The organism is Deinococcus roseus, assembly GCF_014646895.1.
GTDB classification, from domain to species: domain Bacteria; phylum Deinococcota; class Deinococci; order Deinococcales; family Deinococcaceae; genus Deinococcus_C; species Deinococcus_C roseus.
Genome location: NZ_BMOD01000007.1, coordinates 16164 through 39626, shown reverse-complemented (window position 1 = coordinate 39626; position 23463 = coordinate 16164). Strand labels below are relative to the sequence as shown.

20 protein-coding genes are annotated in these 23463 nt (G+C 58.3%); 15 read left to right on the top strand and 5 right to left on the bottom strand.

Annotated features, from left to right (window positions below; translation table 11 throughout):
• Positions 1-149: 149 nt before the first annotated feature.
• Positions 150-1103, top strand: coding sequence for a VOC family protein (locus tag IEY52_RS11100; RefSeq protein ID WP_189002759.1), 954 nt, complete (start codon positions 150-152; stop codon positions 1101-1103).
• Positions 1104-1688: 585 nt separating this feature from the next.
• On the top strand, positions 1689-3869 hold the full coding sequence (locus tag IEY52_RS11095) for a pectate lyase-like domain-containing protein (protein ID WP_229684739.1): 2181 nt from the start codon (positions 1689-1691) through the stop codon (positions 3867-3869).
• Between the two features lie 75 nt (positions 3870-3944).
• Here IEY52_RS11095 and IEY52_RS11090 read toward each other — a convergent pair whose 3' ends face one another.
• Positions 3945-6461, bottom strand: a complete 2517-nt coding sequence (locus tag IEY52_RS11090) for a heavy metal translocating P-type ATPase (protein ID WP_189002758.1) — start codon at positions 6459-6461, stop codon at positions 3945-3947.
• A 236-nt stretch (positions 6462-6697) separates the two neighbouring features.
• Between IEY52_RS11090 and IEY52_RS11085 the strand changes: the two genes are divergently transcribed.
• From IEY52_RS11085 to IEY52_RS11075, 3 genes are all read left to right on the top strand, one after another.
• Positions 6698-6901, top strand: a complete 204-nt coding sequence (locus IEY52_RS11085) for a CopZ family metallochaperone (protein WP_189002757.1) — start codon at positions 6698-6700, stop codon at positions 6899-6901.
• 59 nt (positions 6902-6960) lie between these two features.
• Entirely contained in the window at positions 6961-7227 is a 267-nt protein-coding gene (locus IEY52_RS11080) for a metal-sensitive transcriptional regulator (protein ID WP_189002901.1), read from the top strand.
• 480 nt (positions 7228-7707) lie between these two features.
• Positions 7708-8850 (top strand): DUF8808 domain-containing protein, encoded by a 1143-nt coding sequence (locus IEY52_RS11075; RefSeq protein WP_189002756.1) that lies wholly within the window; start codon positions 7708-7710, stop codon positions 8848-8850.
• Between the two features lie 212 nt (positions 8851-9062).
• On the opposite strand, the gene IEY52_RS11070 is transcribed toward IEY52_RS11075, so the two are convergent.
• On the bottom strand, positions 9063-10517 hold the full coding sequence (locus IEY52_RS11070; RefSeq protein ID WP_189002755.1) for a family 43 glycosylhydrolase: 1455 nt from the start codon (positions 10515-10517) through the stop codon (positions 9063-9065).
• Positions 10518-10937: 420 nt separating this feature from the next.
• On the opposite strand from IEY52_RS11070, the gene IEY52_RS11065 reads away from it, so the two are divergent.
• Both IEY52_RS11065 and IEY52_RS11060 read left to right on the top strand, forming a co-directional pair.
• On the top strand, positions 10938-11519 hold the full coding sequence (locus IEY52_RS11065) for a hypothetical protein (protein WP_189002754.1): 582 nt from the start codon (positions 10938-10940) through the stop codon (positions 11517-11519).
• Positions 11520-11645: 126 nt separating this feature from the next.
• On the top strand, positions 11646-12449 hold the full coding sequence (locus tag IEY52_RS11060; RefSeq protein WP_229684737.1) for an SDR family oxidoreductase: 804 nt from the start codon (positions 11646-11648) through the stop codon (positions 12447-12449).
• A gap of 12 nt (positions 12450-12461) precedes the next feature.
• On the opposite strand, the gene IEY52_RS11055 is transcribed toward IEY52_RS11060, so the two are convergent.
• The 3 genes from IEY52_RS11055 to IEY52_RS11045 form a co-directional block, all read right to left on the bottom strand.
• Positions 12462-14117, bottom strand: coding sequence for an AfsR/SARP family transcriptional regulator (locus tag IEY52_RS11055; RefSeq protein ID WP_189002753.1), 1656 nt, complete (start codon positions 14115-14117; stop codon positions 12462-12464).
• Between the two features lie 147 nt (positions 14118-14264).
• Positions 14265-15116: a hypothetical protein gene (locus tag IEY52_RS11050; protein ID WP_189002752.1), complete on the bottom strand. Its 852-nt coding sequence runs from the start codon at positions 15114-15116 to the stop codon at positions 14265-14267.
• Positions 15113-15436, bottom strand: a complete 324-nt coding sequence (locus tag IEY52_RS11045; RefSeq protein WP_189002751.1) for a PadR family transcriptional regulator — start codon at positions 15434-15436, stop codon at positions 15113-15115. The genes IEY52_RS11050 and IEY52_RS11045 overlap by 4 nt, the downstream gene beginning before the upstream one ends.
• Before the next feature lie 252 nt (positions 15437-15688).
• Here IEY52_RS11045 and IEY52_RS11040 point away from each other — a divergent pair, with 252 nt between their 5' ends.
• The 8 genes from IEY52_RS11040 to IEY52_RS11005 all read left to right on the top strand — a co-directional run bounded on the left by IEY52_RS11040 (position 15689) and on the right by IEY52_RS11005 (position 23446).
• Positions 15689-15883, top strand: coding sequence for a hypothetical protein (locus IEY52_RS11040; protein ID WP_189002750.1), 195 nt, complete (start codon positions 15689-15691; stop codon positions 15881-15883).
• The gene (locus IEY52_RS11035; RefSeq protein ID WP_189002749.1) at positions 15867-16964 is read left to right on the top strand and encodes an MFS transporter; all 1098 of its coding nucleotides are present in this window, start codon (positions 15867-15869) and stop codon (positions 16962-16964) included. The genes IEY52_RS11040 and IEY52_RS11035 overlap by 17 nt, the downstream gene beginning before the upstream one ends.
• Positions 16964-19282, top strand: coding sequence for a molybdopterin oxidoreductase family protein (locus IEY52_RS11030; protein ID WP_189002748.1), 2319 nt, complete (start codon positions 16964-16966; stop codon positions 19280-19282). The genes IEY52_RS11035 and IEY52_RS11030 overlap by 1 nt, the downstream gene beginning before the upstream one ends.
• Entirely contained in the window at positions 19279-19926 is a 648-nt protein-coding gene (locus tag IEY52_RS11025; protein ID WP_189002747.1) for a 4Fe-4S dicluster domain-containing protein, read from the top strand. The genes IEY52_RS11030 and IEY52_RS11025 overlap by 4 nt, the downstream gene beginning before the upstream one ends.
• Complete coding sequence (locus IEY52_RS11020) at positions 19923-20423, top strand: Rieske (2Fe-2S) protein (RefSeq protein WP_189002746.1); 501 nt, start codon at positions 19923-19925, stop codon at positions 20421-20423. Before IEY52_RS11025 ends, IEY52_RS11020 begins: the two co-directional genes overlap by 4 nt.
• Complete coding sequence (locus IEY52_RS11015) at positions 20420-20626, top strand: DUF6755 family protein (RefSeq protein WP_189002745.1); 207 nt, start codon at positions 20420-20422, stop codon at positions 20624-20626. Before IEY52_RS11020 ends, IEY52_RS11015 begins: the two co-directional genes overlap by 4 nt.
• A 173-nt stretch (positions 20627-20799) precedes the next feature.
• On the top strand, positions 20800-22035 hold the full coding sequence (locus IEY52_RS11010; protein ID WP_189002744.1) for an MFS transporter: 1236 nt from the start codon (positions 20800-20802) through the stop codon (positions 22033-22035).
• Between the two features lie 58 nt (positions 22036-22093).
• Positions 22094-23446 (top strand): MFS transporter, encoded by a 1353-nt coding sequence (locus IEY52_RS11005; RefSeq protein ID WP_189002743.1) that lies wholly within the window; start codon positions 22094-22096, stop codon positions 23444-23446.
• The last annotated feature ends 17 nt before the right edge of the window (positions 23447-23463 follow it).

Here is a 23463-nt window from a genome sequence, read left to right as displayed (position 1 = left end):
GGTCTGCACGGGATTTTTGCTTTTTTGGAAGGGGTGGTTGCAATGCACAAATGTCCCTCCCTGAAGCGTGTAGAATGCGAGCCAGACCATCCAGATTGGACCGCCCTGCCCAGGCCTGCTTTGCAGGTGGAATTTCAGGAGGAATTTTCATGTCCAGCAACATTCCAGAAACCCTGCCTTACCTTGCTCTGGGTCCCGATCAGGTGGGTTTGCACCCCCAGGGACACCGCGCTCCTGCCCGGCTCAGGCTGGGCACCGTGACCTTGCAGGTGGCGGACCTGCAGGCTTCGGTGGCTTTTTACCAGCAGGTGATTGGTTTTGAGGTGAAGTCCCTGCAGGAAGGTGTGGCGAGGATGGGGGTTCCAGGGGAACCGGAGGTGCTGCTTGAGCTGCGGGAGAAAAAAGGGGTGCGGCCTGCAGTGCACCGGGGCAGGCTGGGCCTGTACCACTTTGCCGTTTTGCTGCCCACCCAGGCCGATCTGGGGCGTTTCATCCGGCACGCACAGGGGCTGGGGGTGCATGTGGGCATGTCCGACCACCATTACAGCGAGGCCACCTACCTGAAAGATCCGGATGGCATCAGCATCGAGGTGTACCGCGACCGTCCCCAGCAGGACTGGGTGGTGAGTGTGGAAGGGGAAATCCTGGGTGGAGGAGACCCGCTGGATGTGCAAAAACTGCAGGAGGCTGCCAGGGATGTGCCTTACCAGGGGCTCCCGGCGGGCAGCACCATGGGTCACCTGCATTTTTATGTGGAGGACCTGCAGGACGCTGCGCGTTTCTACCACCAGGGCCTGGGGCTGGATCAGGTGGGGTGGCGGCATCCCACGGCATTGTTTCTGTCCAGGGACGGTTACCACCACCACATTGGCCTCAACACCTGGGCCAAGGGGTCTCCGGTGTCTTCTGAGGAAGATGCCCGTTTGTTGACCTGGGAATTGCTGCTTCCCACAGACCGGGATCTGGAGCCCATGAAGAGCAGTTTGCAGGAGGCTGGTTTTGGCGTGCGGGACGTTGGGGGCGCAGATGGTTTTCAGGCTTCGGATCCCTGGGGCATCACCGTGTGGGTGCGGAGTGTTGAGCCTGAAGTCCTGAGCCTCTGAACCACCGTACCTGCCCTTTTGCGGTTCCCCATCCTTTCAGAAATGGGGAATTTTGAGGTTTCCATGCCTCAAAATTGACTGTACACGTATTCACTTTGTTTTCGAATTCACAACACCTGAAATTCTCCTGTGGAATCCTGAAAAAACTGCATTTCTGGCATGAAAATTCTGTCAGATGTGAATTGTGGTGCTTTGCAAAGCCAGCCCTGGTGCCGCTGGTGTTCTTTCGGGGATGTCTGGGTTGGAGTCTGAAAGAACCTGAGGGAAAGACTTGCAACCATAGATTTGACAAAAATCATTTGTAGAACAGATAAATTTCACTTGCTTGACATTGTACACGATTACAGCTAGAGTGAAGGTGTTCCTGCTCTTTCTGACAACTTCTTTTCTGCGCAAGTGGACGGCAGACTTACCTCGGTCGTGCATTTCCTGCTGCAGCCCACTTCACCCATGCCTGATCCGGGTGTGGTGCAGAAACCTTCCCTGTCATGCATGGGCCTTGCCCGCATGTTTTTGATCTTGCCTGGCAGACCAGAAAGGGCAGTAGCCCCTGCCATTCCCACACCCAATTAAAGGAGTGAAACTGTGAAATCCCACAGACCTGCCAGCACCCTGCTGCTGGTGACTGCCCTGCTGTCCCTCGCAGCCTGCAACAGCCAGCCCACCAGCACCAGCATCCTGAGACAAGGCACCGCATACACCACCCTGCAGGCGGAAAGTTACTCCAGCCAGACCGGCACCGCCCTGGAAACCACCACCGACACCGGAGGCGGCCAGAACGTGGGGTACATCGGAAACGGTGACGTGCTGGTCTACAACAGCATTGATTTCGGCACCGCCAACACCCCCATGATTGATGTGCGGCTGGCTTCTGGTGCAGCAGCAGGGGTGACGGGCAAAATGGAATTCCGCCTGGACAGCACCGGAGGCCTCAAAATCGGCGAGGTGGTGTTCAACCCCACCGGAGGCTGGCAAACCTGGGGCACCTACAGCGCCCGTGCCAGCAGTGTGAGCGGCGTGCACAACCTGTACGTGGTGTTCACCAGCAGCAGTGGCGTGGACATTGGCAACCTCAACTGGTTCAGTTTCACCCGCAGCACCCCCACACTGGCCACCTCCGACACCCCGGATTTCGGAGCGAATGTCAAAATCTTTGGTCCCACCGACGCAGCTTCCACCATTCAGAGCAAACTGGATGAGATCTTCAACGCCCAGAAGTCCAACCAGTTCGGGGAGCGCCGGGACGCGGTGTTCTTCAAGCCCGGAACCTACAGCAACTACATCAACCTGGGGTACTACACCTCCATTTACGGTCTGGGCCTCAACCCTGCAGACGTCAACATCAACAGTTACGTCACCGTGGACACCTTCGATGGTTCGGGCAACGGCACCCAGAACTTCTGGCGGTCCATCGAGAACTTCACCACCACCACCCCCAACGGCATTGCGCAACGCTGGGCCGTGTCCCAGGCCGCTCCTGTCCGGCGTGTGCACTTCAAGAACGGCCTGGACCTGTTTCCCTCCATGCCACCCGGTTACGTCAGTGGCGGTTACATCGCAGACAGCAAGGTGGACGGCCAGATCAACTCGGGGGGGCAGCAGCAGTGGTACACCCGCGACAGCAACATCGGCAGCTGGATTGGCTCCAACTGGAACATGGTGTTCTCCGGGGTGACTGGCGCACCCCCCAACAGTTTCCCCAGCCCCATGCACACCACCCTGGCCACCACCCCCGTCACCCGTGAGAAGCCTTACCTGTACGTGGATGGCTCCGGGAAATACCGGGTGTTTGTGCCCGCTTTGCGCCTGAACAGCAGCGGAGCAAGCTGGCCCAACACCCCCGGTTACTCCATCCCCCTGAAAGAATTCTATGTGGCCAAACCCGGCGTGACGACCGCCACCCTCAACCAGGCGCTCAGTGAAGGCCGCCACCTGCTCTTCACCCCTGGCGTGTACCACCTTTCACAGGCCCTGAACGTCACCCGCCCCAACACCATCGTGATGGGCATCGGTTACGCCACACTGATCCCAGACGGCGGGGTGAATGCCATCAATGTGGCCGATGTGGACGGCGTGAAACTGACCGGCATCATGATCGATGCGGGCACCGTGAACAGCAACGCCCTGGTCAGCACCGGAAGCTGGGGCACCCACACCCGCCACGCCGGGAACCCCATCTCCATCCAGGACGTGTACACCCGCATTGCCGGGGCCACCGCAGGGAAAGCCAAAGACAGCTTCTATGTGAACACCGATGACACCATCATCGACCACATCTGGGCCTGGCGCGCAGACCACGGCAACCCGGGCACGGTGGGCTGGACGGTGAACACTGCAGACACCGGACTGGTGGTTTCTGGAGACAACGTGATTGCCACCGGACTCTTTGTGGAGCACTACCAGAAGTACGAAGTCTACTGGGCCGGCCAGAACGGCAAAACCATCTTCTTCCAGAACGAACTCCCTTACGATCCACCCAGCCAGAGCGCCTGGAGAACCGATGGCCTGGGGTACGCTGCTTACAAGGTGGCAGATGGCGTGACCACCCACGAAGCCTGGGGTCTGGGCAGTTATGCCTTCTTCAATGTGTTCCCATCCATGCACGTGGACCGCTCTTTTGAAGTCCCCAATGTCAGCGGCGTGAAGATGCACAACCTGCTCACCGTCTCCATCGGGAACACTGGCACCATCGACCGGGTGATCAACAGCACAGGCGCACCCACCCCCACCAACACCACCCCCAGCACAGTCACCAATTTCAATTGATTTGCGATTGAAAAGCAGGGTGTTGCAATCCAAAAGCCCCAGGACGACCTGGGGCTTTTTTTGAATTCTGGTGATTCAGGTCTGCACGGGTGTGCTGCTGGAGGGGTTTTGCCGGATCTCCCGGACCTTCACAGGGGGCTGGAAGGTTTTGAGCCTGAGGGCATTGGTGAGCACGAACACGCTGGACAGGCCCATGGCGGCTGCGGCCAGCACCGGAGAGAGGGACCAGCCCAGGGTGCTTTGCAACACCCCGGCGGCCACCGGAATCAGGATGATGTTGTAGGCAAAAGCCCAGAACAGGTTGAATTTGATGTTCTGCAGGGTGGACTTGCTTAAGGCCAGGGCATTGGGCACCCCCCGCAAATCGCCCGCCATCAGGATCACATCTGCCGTCTCGATGGCCACATCGGTTCCGGTGCCAATGGCCAGACCCACATCGGCCTGGGCGAGGGCTGGAGCGTCATTGATGCCATCTCCCACGAAGATGACTTTGCCCTGCTGCTGCAGGCTTTGCACGGCATCTGCTTTGCCAGAAGGCAGCACCTCTGAGAGCACCTGATCGATGCCCAGCTGACGGCCAATGGCCTGGGCGGTGTTTTTGTTGTCTCCGGTGACCATGGCCACCTTCAGGCCCATGCTGTGGAGCGCCTTGATGGCTTCAGGTGTGCTGGATTTGATGGGGTCCGACACCGCGATGATCGCGGCCAGTTTGCCATCAATGGCAGCATACAGCGGGGTTTTGCCTTCAGATCCCAGGGCGCGAGCCTGCCCTGCAAAAGCGGAAACCTCCAGTCCGAGGTTCACCATGTGGCGGTCTGCGCCCACCTGCACTGTGCGACCAGACACAGAAGCTTCCAGACCAAATCCGGGCACTGCCGTGAAGGAGGAGGATTTGAGCAGGGCCACCCCCCGCTGTTCTGCGCCTCTCACAATGGCTGCTGCCACGGGGTGTTCGCTGTTTTTCTCGGCACTGGCGACCAGGGAAAGCACATCTCTCTCCTCAAACCCGGCCTGCACCACAAAATCGGTGAGGGTGGGTTTCCCCATCGTCAGGGTTCCGGTTTTGTCCAGCGCCACCAGCCCTGCTTTGTGCAGCATTTCCAGGGCTTCGCCGTTCTTGAACAGCACCCCGAGTTCTGCTGCCTTGCCGGTGCCCACCATCACCGAGGTGGGGGTGGCGAGGCCCATGGCGCACGGGCAGGCGATGATCAGCACGGCAACGGTGTGCACCAGGGCCTGGGAAAGGGCGTTTTCTCCACCGAAAATCAGCCACCCCAGAAAGGTGAGCAGGGCAATTGCCAGCACGATGGGCACAAAAACAGCCACCACTTTGTCAACCAGACCCTGGATGGGGGGTTTGCTGCCCTGCGCCCGTTCAACGAGTTTGATGATCTGGGCGAGGGCGGTGTCCCTGCCAATGCGGGTGGCTTTGAACATCAGAACCCCATGCTGGTTGAGGGTTCCCCCGGTGACTTTGCTGCCTGCGGTTTTCTCTGCGGGGATGGGTTCACCGGTGAGCATGCTCTCGTCCACGAAGCTGCTGCCTTCTTGCACCTCGCCATCCACAGGGATTTTCTCTCCGGGGCGGACCACAATGGTTTCTGAGAGGCGCACCTCCTCCACAGGGACTTCCAGTTCCTGCCCGCCACGGATGACCCGTGCGCTTCTGGCCTGCAAGGACAGCAGTTTCTTCATGGCCTCGCTGGATTTGCCTTTGGCAATGGCCTCAAAATACTTCCCGAGCAAGACCAGGGTGATCACCACACCCGAAGCCTCGTAATACACATGGGCGGTGCCTGAGGGAAAAATGCCTTTCCAGAAGGTGGCAATCACGCTGTACAGGTAAGCCGCACTGGTGCCGATCATCACCAGGGTGTTCATGTCGGGACTGCGGTGCTGCAGGGCTTTGAGGCCCCCCCGGTAAAAACGCATTCCAGGGCCAAACTGCACCGGGGTGGCCAGCAACAGCATCAGCACATTCATGCCTGAAACGCTGCCCCGGTGCCCCAGGGTGTCCATCAGCCACATTTCAAACGGCGGGTACAGCATGGGAACCATGGCCAGCAGAAAAAGCGGAACGGAGAACACTGCAGACAGCGTCAAACTGGAACGCAGTTTTTTGACTTCCAGTTCACGGGCAGCTTTCTCTGCATCTTCCTGCTGCACATGCTGCTGGGTTTCGATGACCCCGTAACCGGCATCCCGCACCACCTGTTTCAGTTCGGCCGCAGAAAGCGCGGTGGGCAGGTACTGGATGGTGGCCCGCTCGCTGGCGAGGTTCACACTGGCCGAGAGCACTCCGGGTTGTTTTCTGAGGGCCCGTTCCACCCGGCTCACGCAGTTGGCACAGGTCATGCCGGAGATGGGGAGTTCGAGGTCACCGACCACCGCTTCATACCCCACTTCCCGGATCCGGTCGATGAGGGTCTGCGGTTGAATCTGGTTTTCGTCGAAGGTGATGGTGGCCCGTTCGCTGGCGAGGTTGACGGTGGCTTCCTGCACCCCCTCGACTTTTTTGAGGCCGCGTTCCACCCGGTTCACGCAGGCAGCGCAGGTCATGCCCTGCACGCCAAGTTCGATGGTTGTGCCCATGTTGCCTCCTGTATCCCCCCTGGGGGGTATGAGGCCACTATATCCCCTCTGGGGGGATCGGTCAAGGGGCAACAGGGGAGTCTGTAGAAATGCAGGAAAAACACCGCTCTGAAAGTGACATTTATCCCATTTTATCCTGCTTTTGGCGGTTTCTGAGGTGATGTTCCTCTTGCAAGTTCCTGGCCAGGGGGTTATACTTGTCCTGTATCCCCCCAGGGGGGAAGAAGGAGAAAAAGATGACCGTCGAACTGAACATCAGCGGAATGAGCTGCGGCCACTGCGAAAAAGCCGTGAAAAAAGCCCTGCAAAACGTGACCGGCGTGGAAAAAGCCGAAGTCAACCTCGCCCAGGGCACCGCCACTGTGGAAGGCACCCCCGACCTGCAAAGCCTGATTGCCGCAGTCACCGAAGAAGGTTACGGGGCCTCGGTCAGAGCATGAGCCCCAGGGTGGAGAGGCAGAACCACGACCCCAGCTGCCACACCGACACCAACCTGTGCATGCCCGAAGACATCAGAAAGCGGGCCAACCGCCGCCTGGCCATTGCCAGAGGCCACGTGGAAAGCATCCAGCGCATGCTGGAAGACCCCAACGTGTACTGCATGGACGTGCTCAGGCAAATCAAAGCGGTGCAAGGGGCGCTTCAGGGGGTGGCTGGTGTGGTGCTCAAAGGCCACCTGGAAGCCCACGTTGCCACCGCCAGCGAACGGGGAGATGCTGCCGAACTGGTGGAGGAACTGCTCGAAGCCCTGAAGCTCACCCAGTGAACCTGACCTCTGGCAGATTCACATTCCGGCCCCTGAACTTCAGGGGCTTTTCTGTTGCGGGAAAGGCAGGCAAGTTTTGTCTACGATAAGCGGCCTTATCGTAGATTTTTCAGGGGCCGCAAAGCCCTGCGAGCTGTGATCGGTTTTAAGCCCTTGTGGCTTCTCCGTGTCCACTTGCCCTCAGGTGTTTTTGCAGGCCCCTTGACAGCCATTTTAAACACACATGATTCTCTCATTTTTACTCTGGGAGTTCTGCAACTGACCCACAAACCCACCTGATCCAGCAGGGACACGGCATCTGCGAAGGGATGGCTTGATGACAGAGGCAATTTCGTCAATGGCAGATAGGGAGTATTGTTCTGCGATGGTGCAAACCTGTGATGATCTATCGATGGATTGTTAGCGAAACCATTGCCAGGAACACCAGACAGCCCTCCTGAAACTTCTGTCAGGCGCAACTGGGTACAATGAACCTGACCCATGAATGCCCGACGCACCCTGGCGTACCTGCTGCGCAACGAGCACAAAACCAACACCTACAAGTTTGCCCTGGTGCGGGCCCTCAACGACCTGGCCCTGGGGTACTGCGCTCTGAAGGTGCCAGAACCCCACGTGGCAGTTCCTTTGCGCCGCATTGCCGAACACTGGCTGTCTTACTACTGGGCGTTCTGTGCCCCTGGCAAACCCGTGCTGCAGGGACCTGTGCCTGTCCGGGATGGGGTGCCACGGCAAGACATTTCTTTTCGGCATTCCCTCAGTGAACTGAGGGCAACAGTGGAAAGTGCAGGGCTGCTGGGATCGGACGCAGCAGGCGGACACCTCGTGCACCAGATGGTGCAAATCAAATCCCAGACCCTGCTGCCCGGTCTCCCCTCCCTGTACCAGCAGGTGCTGAAAGACATCATGGTGGCCGTGAAAAAACCCGTGGAATTTGCAGGGGTCGGGGAATCACACTCGCTCTTTCTGAAACCAGGCAGGCTCAGGGAGTTGCAGCACATCACCCCGCTGCCAGAAAGCCACCCGCTGGACGTGTGCGTGCCGGTTCCTGCTGAAATCTGGCAGGAGCTTCAGGAGAACTCCCTGCTGATCGAATCCCTCACCCTGCAGGAATGGGCACGTTTTGTGGGGGATGTGCGACAGGAGCCCTGCAGCCGCGGCGAAGCCTTCGAGTTGCTGACCCTTGCCCCCAGTGAACGCACCAGCCTGTCTTACGAACGCAACCAGTTGCGCATCCTGATGTTAGAAGGCCTGCTCACCGAATGCCCCTGGTCCAGAAAACCCCTCAGGCCGCATGATTTTGATGTGGACCACCTGATTCCCATCTCCATTTTGCCCATCAACGAATGGTGGAATTTGCTGCCCGCCGACCCTGCCTTCAACCGACACGTCAAGCAGGCCCGCATGGTGGATCCACAAGACCAGCAGGTGGTGGCGGCCCGTCTGCAACACCTTTTTCAGGTCTATCATGCTGTAGACAACCTGCACCGTCAGGTGGAAAGGGACGCCCTGAAGCGCTTTGGACTGCCCCTCTGGGACACCGAAAAGCTGGCCGGGGAAGTCACCCACATGAGTTTGCAGGTTGCAGAATACCGGCAGGCACGGCGTTTTCGGGTGCTGACCTGAAAGCTCAGAGGTCCTTTGTGGTCTGATTTGCCGGAAGGTGATTTGCGCTGGGAAAGGATTGTTTTGCAAGGTTGGAATAATTTTGTGAATTTTTTATCTTTTATAGTCATTTTTTATAGCCATGTGGATTTGATCCAGAAACCCTCGCAAATAAAGCAAAATTCCCCCCGGGCATTGTTGGCCCAGAGGGAAGCGGCATCAGCTTGACAGTCTCAACGCACAAACACGAAACGCCAGCCTTGCGCGGGATGGTTGTTGACCGACCAGGTTCTCACGTCCGTCCCGGGAGCGGTCCCGGCCCCTGCATTGTCCAGGGCGAGGTTGGTTTGCTGGCCCACCAGACGGAAGAACCCTGCCCCCAGGTTATCCAGCCGCCAGTTCTGGGAGAAGAGGGTGTTGCAACTCCACAGCCGGGCATCTGCTCCGGGGGTGCTGGAGCCGTTTTCGATGTCCAGGCACAAATCCTTTGCACCCACCATGCTGCGCAGGCGGTACAAACCAGAAGTCACACTTTCCACTTTCCATTCCTGGGGAGCAAACCCGTTGCAGGTCCATTGCCGCACGTTGGTGTCGGGGGTGGTGCCGCCGTTTTCCACATCCAGACACAGGCGGTTCACCTCGTTGAGGAGTTTGTAGGTGCTGCCCACCTGCACGTTCACGGTCAGGGCATTTTCGCGGGGCCAGCCGTCTGCCGTCCAGTCCAGTTTGCGCAGGGCCATTCTTGGGGCTCCTCCAGCGCTGGCATCGTAAAAATGGTGGATGAAGTAATCGGTGGTGCCTTCCTGGTACACGTCTCCCCCACCCTGCCCGATCTGGTTGCCCTGGTCTGCCAGCAGCAGGGTGCCGCCCCCCTGATCCAGATGCACCCCGTTTCTGTCCAGGTAAGGTCCAGTGATGGATGTGGAGCGTCCCAGAGCGGTTTTGTAGGTGCTGTTCAGTCCATCGCAGCACCTGTCCCAGGACACCAGCAGGTAATAGTAACTGCCACGCTTAAAGATGGAGCTGGCCTCCACGGGGTTGTTGGTCACCCCTGGACGGCTGGCAAGGGTGTACACACTGCCGGTCAGGGAGGTCATGGTTGCCATCTTCTGGATTTTGATACCAGAGAAGAAGGATCCCCAGCTGAGGTACCAGCCAGCACTGCTGTCCCAGTGCACGTTGGCATCGATGGCGTTGAAAGCAGTGGTGGTGCTGCTGGACTGTACAATGGCCCCCAGGTCGGTCCAGGAGTTGGTGGCACAGGGGTTGCTGCTGGAAGCCACCCCGATGGCAGAGTTGTTGGTGCCAAACTGGCTGGCAGAGTAGTACAGGTAGTATTTCTGGTCGCTGCCATTGTAGACCACTTCTGGAGCCCAGATGTTCTTGACCTGAAACTGGTTTTTGGTCCACTGGGGCACCGGAATTTCCCCGAGGGTGCTCCAGCTTCCGGTGATGCCAGCGCTGGATTTGTGCACCAGGATGCCTCCGGGGTTGCTGGTGGTGCGTTCAACCCCTGTTGAGAAAGAGCAGTAAGTGCTGCCCACTTTGATCAGGGCAGGATCGTGGGAACCCAGGTCGCCGGTCAGGGTGAGCAGGGTCTGGGGAGTAACGTCTAGACTCTGGGAGGGCAAGCTGCTGCAAGACACCAGGGCAGCAGTGAGGGCCAGCAATGGGGTGTGCTGTCTCATGGCAATCCTTTCTGAGCACAGGGCATGGACAGTCCTGAGGACCGTGGGGTGGAGCCATCTGCAGTGGAGGCCACAACAGACAGCTTCTGAAAGACGACAGCCGTCCAGAGAACCCAATGAATTTTGTGATCGTTAACAGCTTAGCATGGATTGTTCAACCGGTCAAATCTGGCTTTTTATCGAATAAATCCGAATGGGAGTTTGTGCAAGCAGCGAACAATCTTGCTGCAAAAATGTGAGCGCTAACCATTTCTGGCGGATCAGCAGTCCATTTTGCAAACCCCCTGTGCTCAGACCTGCTGACCTTTCAGCAGCCTGCATGGCTCCAGAACCCCATGGGCTTTCCAGGTTGGCTTCCAGGATTGCAAGCAGCAGGACTTCAGGACTACACTTGCCTTAACCCCTGCGAGGTGTAAAAACATGAACCAGATTGCACCGTGGACCCCCCCGGCTTTCATGCTGGGGGGAGGACTCATGATTCCTTTGTGGGCGCTGTTCATCAGCCTGCATGGCCCGACCTCTGACAATGAGGAAGGTCGTTTTCTGGGTCTGGACCCCCTGTTCTGGGGCAGCATGACCAGTCTTCCCAGCCTGTTGCTGGTGCTGGGTTGGGCAGGTTGTTTCAAATGGTGGTATGGAAGTGCAGGCCGGATGGGAAAAACGGGGTATGTGTTCACCCTGGTGGCCTTGCTGGTTCCCACCCTGGTGGACCTGATCACCCTGATGCTGGGACCTCCTCTGCTTTTGCCCCTGGAAGCGGTGGGCCTGATGTTGCTGGCAGTGGGACAGCATACCCCTCTCCTGCCCAGGTTGATCCGGCAGACCTTGCTGGGACTGGGCATCTTGCTGCTGCTGGCTTTTCTGGTTGCACTGGTTCCCATTGAACTCTCGGATCGGGTCCAGGGGTACCGGATTTATGGGCTGATGAACAGTGTGCTGGGTGGGGTAGGCTGGATGCTGCTGGGTTCCGGTTTGCGCACGCAGCTCAAAGAACGCCCCTGATCTGAAGGCGATGCGGATTTACAGCGTTTCCATCGATGCTATCTTTCAGGTAACTACAGAACTTCTGGGTGCCTGCTTTCCATTGGAGAGTGATTTTGCTAGACTCCAGTCAGCAAAGGAGCTTTCATGTCCCAGAACCGCAAAATGCCCATCCAGCTGCAAAAGCGCACCATCCTGATCACCGGAGGGACCAGTGGCATTGGCCTGGAACTGGCCCGCCAGCTTTGCAAAAACAACACCGTGCTGGTGACAGGCCGCGATCCCCAGAAACTGCAGGCGGTGCGTCAGGCCCTTCCAGCTGTGCACACCTTCCAGAGTGATGTTTCCGATGCAAAACAGATCCAGCAGTTGCACCATCAGGTGCTGCACAATTTCCCGCAGCTGGACACCCTGATCAACAACGCCGGGATCATGCGCAACCTGGATTTGCAACTCTCGCATGACCTGACCGACCTCACCCGTGAAATCGAAATCAACCTGAGTGGCCCCCTGCGCATGGTGCAACAGTTCCTGCCCCACCTGCAAAAACAACCCCGGTCCCTGATCGTCAATGTCTCCTCGGGGTTGGCTTTTGTGCCGCTCTCCATCTCTCCGGTGTATTCTGCAGCCAAAGCCGCCCTGCACGCCTACACCCGGGCTTTGCGCCTGCAACTGGAAAACAGCACGGTTGCAGTGGTGGAACTGGCCCCTCCTGGCGTGGAAACCCCGCTTTTCCGGGCTGAATTTGCAGAAGAATTGCAAGGCCAGAAAGGCATGGAGGTGCAGGTGCTGGTGCGACAGGCACTGAAAGGCATGGAGCAGGGCAAACAGGAAATCCGTCCGGGCCTCAGCAACGTGCTGCACCTCATGGGAAGGCTTGCCCCTGGGGTCATGGCCCGGCAAATGGCCAGGGGCATGAAGGCACAGAAAGCAGTGCGGGTGCAGCAGTAAAGAGCAAAAGTTTCAGGCAGGTCTGGGGACCGGGGGCATCTCCCCGTATTGCACCTGGTACTGGTCCCAGCAACTCTGGGCGTCCTGCCTGCGGTTGGCGTCCAGCAAGAGGTCAATCAGCGCTTCGTAGGCATCGAACTGGTAGGGGTCCATGGTCAGGATGCGGTGGTAGATCTCCTGGGCGTCTGCAAGCTGGTCCAGGGCCTGCAGCAAATCTGCCATGCGGAACATCACCCGGATGGCCTGCTCTTTGAGGTAGCTGCGTTCCAGGATGCACCAGTCTGCGTAGGCTTCATCTGCCATGAAGTCCCCCCGGTACAGTTGCAGGGCAATGCGGTACTGCTGGATGGCCTGCTGGCTTTCCAGCTGGTCGCCTCTGTGCACCAGGGCTTCAAAGCGCTGCACATCCAGTGGGGCTTCGCGTTCCAGGGCCAGACGGTAGGTGTTGCCGTCGCGCAGGACGTAAACGGGCTTTGCAGGATCGGGTTCGATGGCCTTGCGCAGGGCATTCAGGACCACATGCAGCCTGGGGAGGGCTTTTGCAGGGTCTTCCTCGGACCACAGCATTTCCAGCAGTTCTTCCGAGGTGACGGGCCTGCCCCAGCGGGCCACCAGGATCTTCAAGAGCAAATACGCCTGACGGCGACCAAAATCGGTGGGGGCCATCAGCTGCCCTTCTTTCTTGACCCGGAAAGCCCCCAGCGCTTCAATTTCCAGCCAGGGCACCTGGTCTTCCCTCTGGTGTTCTGCCGCTTTTGGAGAGAGCGCCTGCCATGCAAAGCGGTTGAACCACATCAGGGGGGCCACCGCCTGGGTGGGGAGCGCCCAGCCTCCTGAGAAATGCATGGTCTGCACCCCGGAAATTTCGTTGCCAGACCACAGGGGCATGCACACCGTGCGCACCTTCTGCTCCTGAAAACCGCAGGCCATGCTGGGAATGGAGTTGATCAGGATGCGGCCTTTCACAGCCGGGCATTCGCAGATGTGGCTGCAGGCCGCGACCTGCTCAGGGTGGGATTCGATGCGCTGGCCGTTCAGCAGGTGAATCACCCCGCACTGCCCGCCTGAGATTTTCAGGCCCTGTTCCAGCAGGGTGTTCATGCCTTTTGATGAGGTGCCGCCCTGCATGGAATCGGTGATCTGCTGGAAAGCGTCCTCGCTGAGGGAAGTCAACACCGAGTACAGACTGGAAGCCAGCAGGGGAGCCACCTGGGCCAGAATGCGCTCGGCTTCCTGCTGGTGCAAGGTGCTGCGGCTGGCCAGATCGATCACCCCGATCACCTTGTGGGGCAGAACCAGAGGCTGGGCGATGTAACCCTGGTACCCCAGTTTTTTGACATCGTCGCGCAGGTAACGGCGGTCCTGTTGCAGGTCACTGGTGGCAAGGGGGGCACGGCTTTCTGCAGCAATGCCGGGGTAGCCCATCCCGAAACGGAACACCAGTTTTTCCAGAAATGCAGCACGGTGCTTGCCGTCGTAGGAGGTGAGCATCAGGTGGGTTTGCTGGGGGTTGGACAGGAACAGCTCTGCCGAATCGGACCAGGTCTGCACCCGCAGTTCCGACAAAAACACCTTCAGGATCTGAAAGAAATGTTCGGGGGTCTGCAGCAGGCGGCTGGTGGCCCAGCTCAAAGATTGCAGCACCGATTGTACGGCAGGCGTGTTCATTGCCTTCATTATATTCTCTGCCACGGGGACAGAATTCTTTCTGGGTTTGTTAAAAATGGGTCACAAAGACCAGAAAAAACCGACCAGCAACGGCCTTCTGGTGGTTTGAAGGTCCATGCTGGTCAGAAAGCATTTGCTGTGGGTCTTTTACGGTTGGCTGGAGCGCATGGGCTGCATGTGGATTTTTTTGAGGATCACCCGTTCTGGGGTGAAGTTCACTGCTCCATTGACCCTTTCCCAGTGCTTCCATTCCCCATTTGACTTCTCAAGAATTTCCCACTGGGCGGCCTTCACTTCATAGGTTTTGTGGAGGGCATCCACCTGAACTTTCTGGATCGGAAAGTCCAGAAACACCAGGAGGCTTCTGTAACGGTTGCCACTGGTGGTCAGCAGTTCCTGCAGCGGAACATCAAGGGTCTTGAAGGAGGCGGTGTTGAGCTGGTCGCGCAGATTTTCAAGCGCCTGCAGGTCTGCCACATGGGAGGGAATTTTGATTTTCAGCGGCTGCACTGTCGGGTACAGCGTCAGACTGAGGTCTGTTTTGCGCCTGAACCAGCCCTGATCTTCCACCCACACCCCAAAATCCATGTGTTTGATGTTCAGGGTGTCTGCAATGCGCTGGGCCACGGCCTGCAGGTCTGCGGGTGGATCCTCACGGGTGCTCACATGGCTTTCAAACTTTGACATGGGCCCCACAAACACCGGTGAGACATCCACCACAGAGGTGATGAGCGAGACAGAAAGGGCAAAAGCCAGCATCAGGTAATAGCGGCGGTGGGCGTGCATTCCAGATTCAAATTTCATCAAAACCTCCGATTGGCAGGACAGGGATGTGGTCAGCACGTCCAGGTGGGACTGCCACAAAAAGAGGACCGCCTGCCTGCGGTTGTGTTTCAAAAGGTGCTGGTGGTGTTCCTCGATGGTGGCGCAGAGTTCTTCCAGGTGGTGGTTGCCAGCCGGGTACCAGCGCATCAAATGCCGAATCAGCGGATATTTCATAACAGGATGTGTTTTCTGGCCAGCGTGAGGGTTTTTTCGAGCTGCCTGAGGTGCTCTTTGAGCACCTTTGTGCCTGCATCGGTGAGCTGGTAGGCCCTGCGCCGTTCATCGGGTTCAGGATCTGCGGGGTCCAGCGGGGCAGGTTCAATCAGGCCCATCTGCAACAGTTTGCGGATGTTGTTGTAGAGGGTGGCTGGTCCGATGTTGACCAGCTGATCGGTGTGCTCCTGGATGTCTTTCATGATGCGGTAGCCGTGCTTCTTGCCAGGAAGGAGGGCCAGCAAAATCTGAAACTGGGCTTCTACAAGGGGCTGGGTCATGCTGGTCCTTTCCTGTGACGCGGATGAATGTATCTAAGATGAATATATCTGAATTGAAGTGTTTTGGCAAGATGGCTTTCAAGATGGGACGGTTTGATGCTGCAAGCCTGTGGATCTGCCTTGCAATCTGAAATGGGCCTTTTCTCTGCACGTAACTGCATTTTTTACGGATTGTCCTTGCCGCCGCGGGACAAAATTCACCCCCCCAAAAGCTGTAAGTGGGCTGTAAGTGGGGGCTGGCATCATGCATGCATGAGCGCACCTTCCAGAAGCAGATCCCACGAAAAGCCCACCTATGTGGTGGTGATGTGGCTGACCGAAGCCGGGATCTGGCAGGGCCGCATCAAAGCCCTGCCAGACGGCAGGGAAAAAGTGATCCCGGACATGCGCGATTTGCTGCAAGTCGCCGAAGCCCTCAAGGAGGAAAGCCATGCAAAACACGGTTAACAAAAGGGAAACAGGGGTCGTCCAGGTTCCCATGATGGATGTCACGCTCGACAGAAAAGGCGTGGTGGCTGGAATGGTGTTCTCGCTGGTGCTGTGCGTGCTGATATTTCTGGGCTCCAACCGCCTGAAAAGCTTCGATGGTGCGCTTGCTGGCTACTGCTTCTCCACGCTGTTCGCGCTGTTTGGGGTCGTGTACCGCTACGCCGTGTGGCTGCAGCGCCCAGCCACCCGCCTGTACTGGGAGCGTGGCTGGCAACTGTTCTGGCAAAAAGGCAGCCGCATCAAAAACACCCTGATGTTCTTCGTGCTGGCCTGGGAGAAACTGCTGGAACAGCGCTTCATCCGCCAGCGTTCCACACAGCGCTGGGCCGCACACCAGTTCATCTTCTGGGGGTGCCTGCTGGCCATTGCCGTGACCTTCCCCCTGACTTTTGGCTGGCTCCACTTCGCATCCCTGCCCGAAAGACCTGACCACTACTTCATGGTGCTGTTCGGTCTGGACCTGACCTTTACGGCTTTTGAGGCCAGAAGCTTTGTGGGCTGGATTTACTTCCACATGCTGGACATCGCTGCTGTGCTGTGCATGGCTGGAATTGCCCTCTCAGTGGGCCGCCGCATGAAAGACCAGGCGGAACTCACCACCCAGCGTTTCGACAACGACATGATGCCCCTGATTTTGCTGTTCGCGGTGTGCATCACTGGAATCATGCTGACCCTGTCCAACATGTTCATGGAAGGCAAGTTCTACTACTGGATCACCACCACCCACGCCATGACCGTGATGCTGTGGCTGCTGTACCTGCCTTTCGGCAAGTTCTTCCACATCTTTCAGCGCATCGCCAACGTGGGCGTGTGGTTCTACAAGGCCGCAGGCGCAGAAAGCGAACAGGGCAAATGTGCCCGCTGCGGCGAAGAGTACATCTCCCTGATGCACCAGCAGGACATCAAAACCATCCTTCCCGAACTGGGATTCAACTATGAGCACCAGCAGGCTGAAAACTGGCAGAACCTGTGTCCCTCCTGCCGCCGCAAGATGGTCACCGCCAACCAGTTCCGTGTGCTGGGCAAGGAGTTCATGTAATGGCCAAAGTTCCCCTCACCCAGCAAGAAATGCTTGACACTTACGGCCCCACCCTGCACTACACCCCTGCTGGCGGTTTCAGGACCGTGGAGGACTACGACCGTCTGGTGTCCACCCACTGCTGCTTCTGCGGTCAGCAATGCGGCATCAACCTGAAAGTCAAGGACAACGCCGTGGTGGGCTTTGAACCCAGAACCGAATTCCCCTTCAACAAGGGCAAACTTTGCCCCAAAGGGGTCAAGCGTTACCTGCAAGGTTCCCACCCCGACCGCCTGCTTTACCCCATGAAGCGCACTGCAAAAGGCTATGAGCGCATTTCCTGGGAGCAGGCCCTGGAAGAAACCGTGCAGAAAATCAAGGACATCCAGGAGAAACACGGCAAAGACAGCTTTGCGATGCTCTCGGGCGTGAGCCTCACCACCGAAAAGAGCTACCTGGTCGGGAAATTTGCCCGTCTGGCCCTGCAAACCGCCAACCTGGATTACAACGGCAGGCTGTGCATGGTCAGCGCTGGAGCAGGCAACAAGAAGGCTTACGGGATTGACCGGGCCTCCAACAGCTGGGAAGACATCGTGAAAGCCAGAGTGATCTTCGTGATCGGCAGCAACATCGCCGAGTGCTTCCCCATCACCACCGATTACGTGTGGCGGGCCAGGGACCAGGGTGCAAAACTGATTTACGCCGACCCCCGCATGGTCCCCATGGCCAGAACTGCAGACCTGTACCTGCCCCTCAGACCGGGAACGGACAGCGCACTCCTGATGGCAATGCTGCACGTGATCATCAGGGACGGCCTCACCGACGAGAAATTCATTGCCGAACACACCACAGGCTTTGAAGCCACAAAAGAAGCCGTCAAAGACGCCACCCCTGAATGGGCTGCCAAAATCACGGGCGTTCCTGCAAAGCAGATCGAGAAAGCCGCCCGCTGGTACGGGGAAGCCGAAACCGGAATGATCCTGCACGCCAGAGGTTTAGAGCACCACACCAAAGGCGTGGAGAACGTGGTGTCCTGCGCCAACCTCGCGCTGGCCACCGGAAAAATTGGCCGGGAAGGGTGCGGTCACAGCACCATCACCGGTCAGGGCAACGGTCAGGGGGGCCGGGAACACGGCCACAAATGCGACCAGCTTCCTGGCAACCGCGACATCACCAATCCAGAACACCGCAAGTACATCGCAGAAGTGTGGGGCGTGGAGGAACGTGAGATCCCCGGCAAGGGCCTCTCTGCCCAGGAAATCCTCAACGAAATCCATGCAGGCAAGATCAAGGGCCTCTTAAGCATCTGCTTCAATCCGCTGGTGAGTTTGCCCGATGCCAACTTCAACCGCGAAGCGCTGGACAAACTCGAGCACTACACCGTGATTGATTTTTTCCTCTCCGAGACCGCCCAGCACGCAGACATCGTGCTTCCCGGCAGCCTGCAGGAAGAAGATGAGGGCACCACCACCTCCGGCGAGGGCCGCGTGATCAAGATCAACCAGGCCATCACCCCTCCTGGAGAAGCACGCAAGGACTGGGAAATCCTGCTGGACATTGCAAAACGCCTGGGACGCGGCAAATACTTCCCCTACCAGAACACCCGCGAGATTTTTGAGGAATTGCGTCTGGCTTCCAGAGGGGGCACCGCCGATTACTCCGGCATCACCTGGGAACGGGTGGAGAAAGAAATGGGCGTGTTCTGGCCCGCCCCCCAGACCACCGAAAAAGGCCGCAAAGCCCTGCGCCCCGAAGACCTGGATGCCAACCACCCCGGCACCCCCAGGCTGTTTGAAGGCGGCAAATTCTACCACCCGGACGGCAAAGGCCACTTCAATGCCGTGGCATGGCGCGAATCTGCAGAAGTGGTGGACGCCCAGTACCCCATCTGGCTGACCACCGGACGTGTGGTCAGCCAGTACCTTTCCGGCACCCAGACCCGGCGCATTGGCCCGCTGGTGGACCAGTACCCCAACCCCAGAATGGAAATCCACCCCAGGCTGGCCCAGAAACTGAACATCAAAGACGGCGAATGGGTCACGGTCAAAACCCGCCGGGGTCAGATCACCATCAAGGCCCTGGTGGTGAACACCATCCGACCCGACACGGTGTTCGTGCCCTACCACTGGGGAGGCAAACAGAGCATCAACATGCTCACCCAGCGTGCCCTGGACCCCGTCTCCAAAATCCCCGAATTCAAAGTCAGCGCCTGCGTGGTCGCAAAAGCCACCCCCGAAGAAATTCGGGAAGGCGAAGAAGCCGAACGTCTGGCCAGCAAAACCGAAAAACTCCCCCTGAACTACGGTCTGGGCGAGCGCAGAAAGGAATTCTCCAGATGAGCGAGATGCGCTTCTTCATTGACCCCATCCGCTGCATCGGCTGCAAGAGTTGCATGCAGGCCTGCAGTGAATGCGCCACCCACAAAGGCAAACCCATGATCCACCTGGAGTACATGGAGCGCGGGAACTCCACCCAGACGGTCCCAATGGTGTGCATGCACTGTGAGAACCCCACCTGCGCTGCTGTGTGCCCTGCAGATGCCATCAAACGCACCGAGGACCTGGTGGTGCAGAGCAGCCTGAAGGAGCGCTGCATCGGCTGCAAGAACTGCGTGGTGTCCTGCCCGTTCGGGGTGCCCCGCTACTACCCGGAAATGGACCAGATGATGAAGTGCGACATGTGCTATGACCGCACTTCCGTTGGACTCAAACCGATGTGTGCCACCGTGTGCCCTTCCGAAGCGCTGTTTTACGGAACCCTGGAGGAATTCCAGTCCAGACGCAAAGGCACCCCCATCAACACCTTTGAATTTGGCGAACAGGAAATCAAAACCCGCGTGTTCCTGGTGGCCCCCGATGGTTACGTCAACCTCTCCATGGATGTGATGCACCACCTGGACGGACGTTTCGACGACGGCGCTTACGACCACCTCGATCCTTTTGCTCACCTGGAAGCCATGCCCATGTCAGGAGGTTTGCTGTGACCCACAAAAAACGTGATCCCCACTGGAAAAAAGACTTCTCGGTGGACTGGGACCAGACCAGTTACGTCACCCGCCGCGAATTCACCCGCTTCCTGGGCCTGTCCAGCGGCGCTCTGGCTGTGGGGAGCACCCTGCTGGCCGTGGGTGGCAGTTTAAAAAAGCCCGTCACCAGCCACCCCGAACAGGAACTTGCCGCCGTGGACAGCATCAAACCCAGAGGCTTCCTGGCCTTCCGTTACCCTGCAAAGGACGACCACGCCCTGCTGCTGCGGCATGAAGACGGCAGTTTCAGCGCCTTCAGTCAAAAGTGCCCCCACCTGGGCTGCCATGTGTTCTATGCAGAGCACTCTGGAAAACTGGAATGCCCCTGCCATGAAGGCTTCTTCGATGCAAAGTCTGGCGATGTGCTGGCCGGACCTCCCCAGCGTGGCCTGGACCGCATCCAGCTTGAAATCCGTGACGGCAAAATCTACGCCGTGGGTGTGGGTGAAGCATGAACCACCAGAACCAGCAAAAAACCGTGGTTGTAGACCTGATCCTGCTGTTCGTGCTGGTCCTGTGGACCATCCAGCTTTTTCTGCTCATCACCGGACTGGACGCCTACCTGGGCGGAGACCACGGCATCCTGTGGCCCATTGCAGCAAGTTCGCTGGGGCTGGGTGGCCTGAATTTGAAACTGGTGTCGATGATTCGGAATTGAGAGGTGCCGAGGGCCGAGAGCGCAGGGCCGAGGGCAATTTCACAGCTTTGGCCATGGCTTTGTGAACTCCACTCTGGGCATTCCTCCCTTGATTGATCTTTTTGGCTCTCGGCTCTCGGCTCTTGGCCCTCGGCTTCATTCCCCTGCGCCCTCGGCAAAACAAGGAGAAACCCATGCAAAGCATCCCCCTCCCCAAAACCGCCTCCAGAAGCGACGCCAGCAAGGTGCTGTGGCTGTCCACTGTGGGCTTCACCCTGATGTTTGCCGTGTGGCTGATGTTCGGGGTGCTGGGCATTCCCATCCGCAAGGAACTGGGGCTCAGTGATTTGCAGATGAGCTGGCTCACCAGTGTGGCCGTGCTGAACGGGGCCATCTGGCGGCTGTATTTTGGCATTCTGGCAGACCGCATCGGGGGCAAGAAGGTGTTCACCTGGCTGCTGCTGTTCACTGCGGTGCCGACTTTTCTGGTGGCCTACACCCACAGTTATGGCCTTCTGCTCCTGCTGGCGTTTCTGGTGGGAATGGCCGGGAACGCCTTCTCTGTGGGGATTGCCTGGAATTCCGCCTGGAACAGCAAGGAGCACCAGGGGTTTGCCCTGGGGGTCTTTGGGGCAGGCAATGTGGGGGCCAGTGTCACCAAACTGGTGGCCCCGACCCTGATTGCTGTGTTGCCCGCTGCGGGCTTTCTGGGTGGGGTTTTTCCGGGTGGCTGGCGGTTCATTCCGGTCATGTACGCAGGACTTCTGGTCCTGATGGCGCTGTGGATGTGGTTTTTTGCGCCTGTCAGGGACCTCACCCCCGGTCTGGGCCGTCCCATGGCAGAGATCCTGAAACCCCTGCGGGAAATCCGGGTGTGGCGCTTCAGCCTTTACTACGTGGTGGTTTTCGGGGCGTATGTGGCCCTGAGTGCCTGGTTGCCCAAATACTACGTGGATGTGTACGGTCTGGACCTCAAGCATGCTGCGCTGCTGACCACCCTGTTCATCTTTCCGGCCAGTTTGCTGCGTCCGCTGGGGGGTTACCTCTCGGACAGATTTGGTGCCCGCAATGTCATGAAGCTGATGTTCCTGCTGATTTTCGTGCCCTCGGTGCTGCTGGGTCTGCCGGGTCTGCATCTGGCCGTGCCTGCCTTCACTGCCTTGCTGTTCGTGATGGCCGTCGGGATGGGCATTGGCAAGGCCGCCGTGTACAAGTACATCCCGCAGTATTACCCCTCTGATGTGGGCGCGGTGGGCGGTCTGGTGGGCGTGTTCGGTGCGCTGGGCGGCTTTGTGCTCCCTCCCCTGTTCGCTGTGGCCCAGAGTCTGATCGGTGTTCCAGAAGCCACCTTCATGGTGATGGGGGTGCTGACCCTCGGTGCTGCACTGTGGCTGGCTTTTGTGCTGAAAGAGTTGCACGCCCTTCCCTGAGCTTTCCCCTCCCCACCCCTCCCCTGGTTTCAAAACCCCTTGTGAAAGGATTCCCAACATGCTGAACAACACCCGCACCCCCAAAGCAAACCCCACCTGGCTGCAAGAATGGACCCCGGAAAAAGAAACGTTCTGGGCAAGGATCGGCAAAGACCGGGCCTGGAAAACCCTCTCTGTGACGACCTTCAACCTGGTGCTGGCCTTCGCCACCTGGTTCATGGTTTCTGCGCTGGTGACCCGCTTGCAGGGGATTGGCTTCAACCTCTCCACCACGCAACTGTTCTGGCTGACCGCCATGCCCGGACTGGCCGCAGGCACTTTGCGCATTGCCCACACCTTCTTTGTGCCGCTGTTCGGGTCCAGACACACCATCACCTTTTCCACGCTGAGCCTGCTGGTTCCTGCAATTGGCTGGGGATTGGCCCTGCAAAATCCTGAAACCCCTTACTGGGTGCTGATGCTGCTGGCCTTCTCTGCCGGACTGGGTGGGGGCAACTTCTCCAGCTTCATGCCCTCCACCTCGCTGTTCTTCCCCAAAAAGCTGCAGGGCACGGCGCTGGGCATTCAGGCCGGGATTGGCAACTTCGGGGTGTCGCTGGCCCAGTTCGTGACCCCCTGGATCATCGGGTTTGGGGCTTTTGCCTCGCTGACCGGAGGCCCCCAGACCTTTCATGACAAGACCAGAACCTCTGAAATCTTCCTGCAGAATGCCCCCCTCATTTACGTGCCCCTGATCCTGATTGGTGCAGTGTGGGCCTGGTTCTCTCTGAAAAGCATTCCGGTCAAGGCCAACCCTGCACAGCTGCTCTCAATCTTCAAAGAGAAACACACCTGGATCATGACCAGCATCTACCTGATGACCTTCGGGGCTTTCTCGGGGCTGTCCAGCGCTTTCCCCCTGCTGATCAAAACCCTGTACGGCGGCTTTGAACACGCTCCGGTGCCCCTGCAATACGCTTTCTACGGTCCCCTGATTGGCAGTGCCGTGCGGGTGATCTTCGGGATGATTGCCGACAGAACCGGAGGAGCCATCCTGACCACCATTTCGGGCCTGGGCATGCTGGCCAGTGCGATTTTCACCAGCTTCTACGTGACCCCCAAGAGCATTGAAGAATTCCCCTTCTTTGTGGCAGGCATGCTGTCTCTGTTCTTCTTCTCGGGCATTGGCAATGCAGCCACCTTCCGGCAGATGCCCATCATTTTTCCTGCCACCCAGGCTGCTGGCGTGATTGGCTGGACCGCTGCCATTGCCGCTTACGGGCCTTTCATCGTGTCCATGCTGATCAGCACCATCATTGCTGCCACCGGAAACACCGTGCTGTTCTTCTACGTGATGGCGGCTTTCTTCCTGTTCAATGTGGGCCTCAACTGGCATTTCTACAACCGCAAAGGCGCAGAGCGTCCTTCCTGAGCCCTGCACAGGTTTTC

What these genes read in the sequence shown, in the direction of transcription:
- IEY52_RS11100 (WP_189002759.1), top strand. Translation starts at nt 150, where the DNA reads ATGTCCAGCAACATTCCAGAAACCCTGCCTTACCTTGCTCTGGGTCCC.
- IEY52_RS11090 (WP_189002758.1), bottom strand. Translation starts at nt 6,461, where the DNA reads ATGGGCACAACCATCGAACTTGGCGTGCAGGGCATGACCTGCGCTGCC.
- IEY52_RS11085 (WP_189002757.1), top strand. Translation starts at nt 6,698, where the DNA reads ATGACCGTCGAACTGAACATCAGCGGAATGAGCTGCGGCCACTGCGAA.
- IEY52_RS11080 (WP_189002901.1), top strand. Translation starts at nt 6,961, where the DNA reads ATGCCCGAAGACATCAGAAAGCGGGCCAACCGCCGCCTGGCCATTGCC.
- IEY52_RS11075 (WP_189002756.1), top strand. Translation starts at nt 7,708, where the DNA reads ATGAATGCCCGACGCACCCTGGCGTACCTGCTGCGCAACGAGCACAAA.
- IEY52_RS11070 (WP_189002755.1), bottom strand. Translation starts at nt 10,517, where the DNA reads ATGAGACAGCACACCCCATTGCTGGCCCTCACTGCTGCCCTGGTGTCT.
- IEY52_RS11065 (WP_189002754.1), top strand. Translation starts at nt 10,938, where the DNA reads ATGAACCAGATTGCACCGTGGACCCCCCCGGCTTTCATGCTGGGGGGA.
- IEY52_RS11060 (WP_229684737.1), top strand. Translation starts at nt 11,646, where the DNA reads ATGTCCCAGAACCGCAAAATGCCCATCCAGCTGCAAAAGCGCACCATC.
- IEY52_RS11055 (WP_189002753.1), bottom strand. Translation starts at nt 14,117, where the DNA reads ATGAACACGCCTGCCGTACAATCGGTGCTGCAATCTTTGAGCTGGGCC.
- IEY52_RS11050 (WP_189002752.1), bottom strand. Translation starts at nt 15,116, where the DNA reads ATGAAATATCCGCTGATTCGGCATTTGATGCGCTGGTACCCGGCTGGC.
- IEY52_RS11045 (WP_189002751.1), bottom strand. Translation starts at nt 15,436, where the DNA reads ATGACCCAGCCCCTTGTAGAAGCCCAGTTTCAGATTTTGCTGGCCCTC.
- IEY52_RS11040 (WP_189002750.1), top strand. Translation starts at nt 15,689, where the DNA reads ATGAGCGCACCTTCCAGAAGCAGATCCCACGAAAAGCCCACCTATGTG.
- IEY52_RS11035 (WP_189002749.1), top strand. Translation starts at nt 15,867, where the DNA reads ATGCAAAACACGGTTAACAAAAGGGAAACAGGGGTCGTCCAGGTTCCC.
- IEY52_RS11030 (WP_189002748.1), top strand. Translation starts at nt 16,964, where the DNA reads ATGGCCAAAGTTCCCCTCACCCAGCAAGAAATGCTTGACACTTACGGC.
- IEY52_RS11025 (WP_189002747.1), top strand. Translation starts at nt 19,279, where the DNA reads ATGAGCGAGATGCGCTTCTTCATTGACCCCATCCGCTGCATCGGCTGC.
- IEY52_RS11015 (WP_189002745.1), top strand. Translation starts at nt 20,420, where the DNA reads ATGAACCACCAGAACCAGCAAAAAACCGTGGTTGTAGACCTGATCCTG.
- IEY52_RS11010 (WP_189002744.1), top strand. Translation starts at nt 20,800, where the DNA reads ATGCAAAGCATCCCCCTCCCCAAAACCGCCTCCAGAAGCGACGCCAGC.
- IEY52_RS11005 (WP_189002743.1), top strand. Translation starts at nt 22,094, where the DNA reads ATGCTGAACAACACCCGCACCCCCAAAGCAAACCCCACCTGGCTGCAA.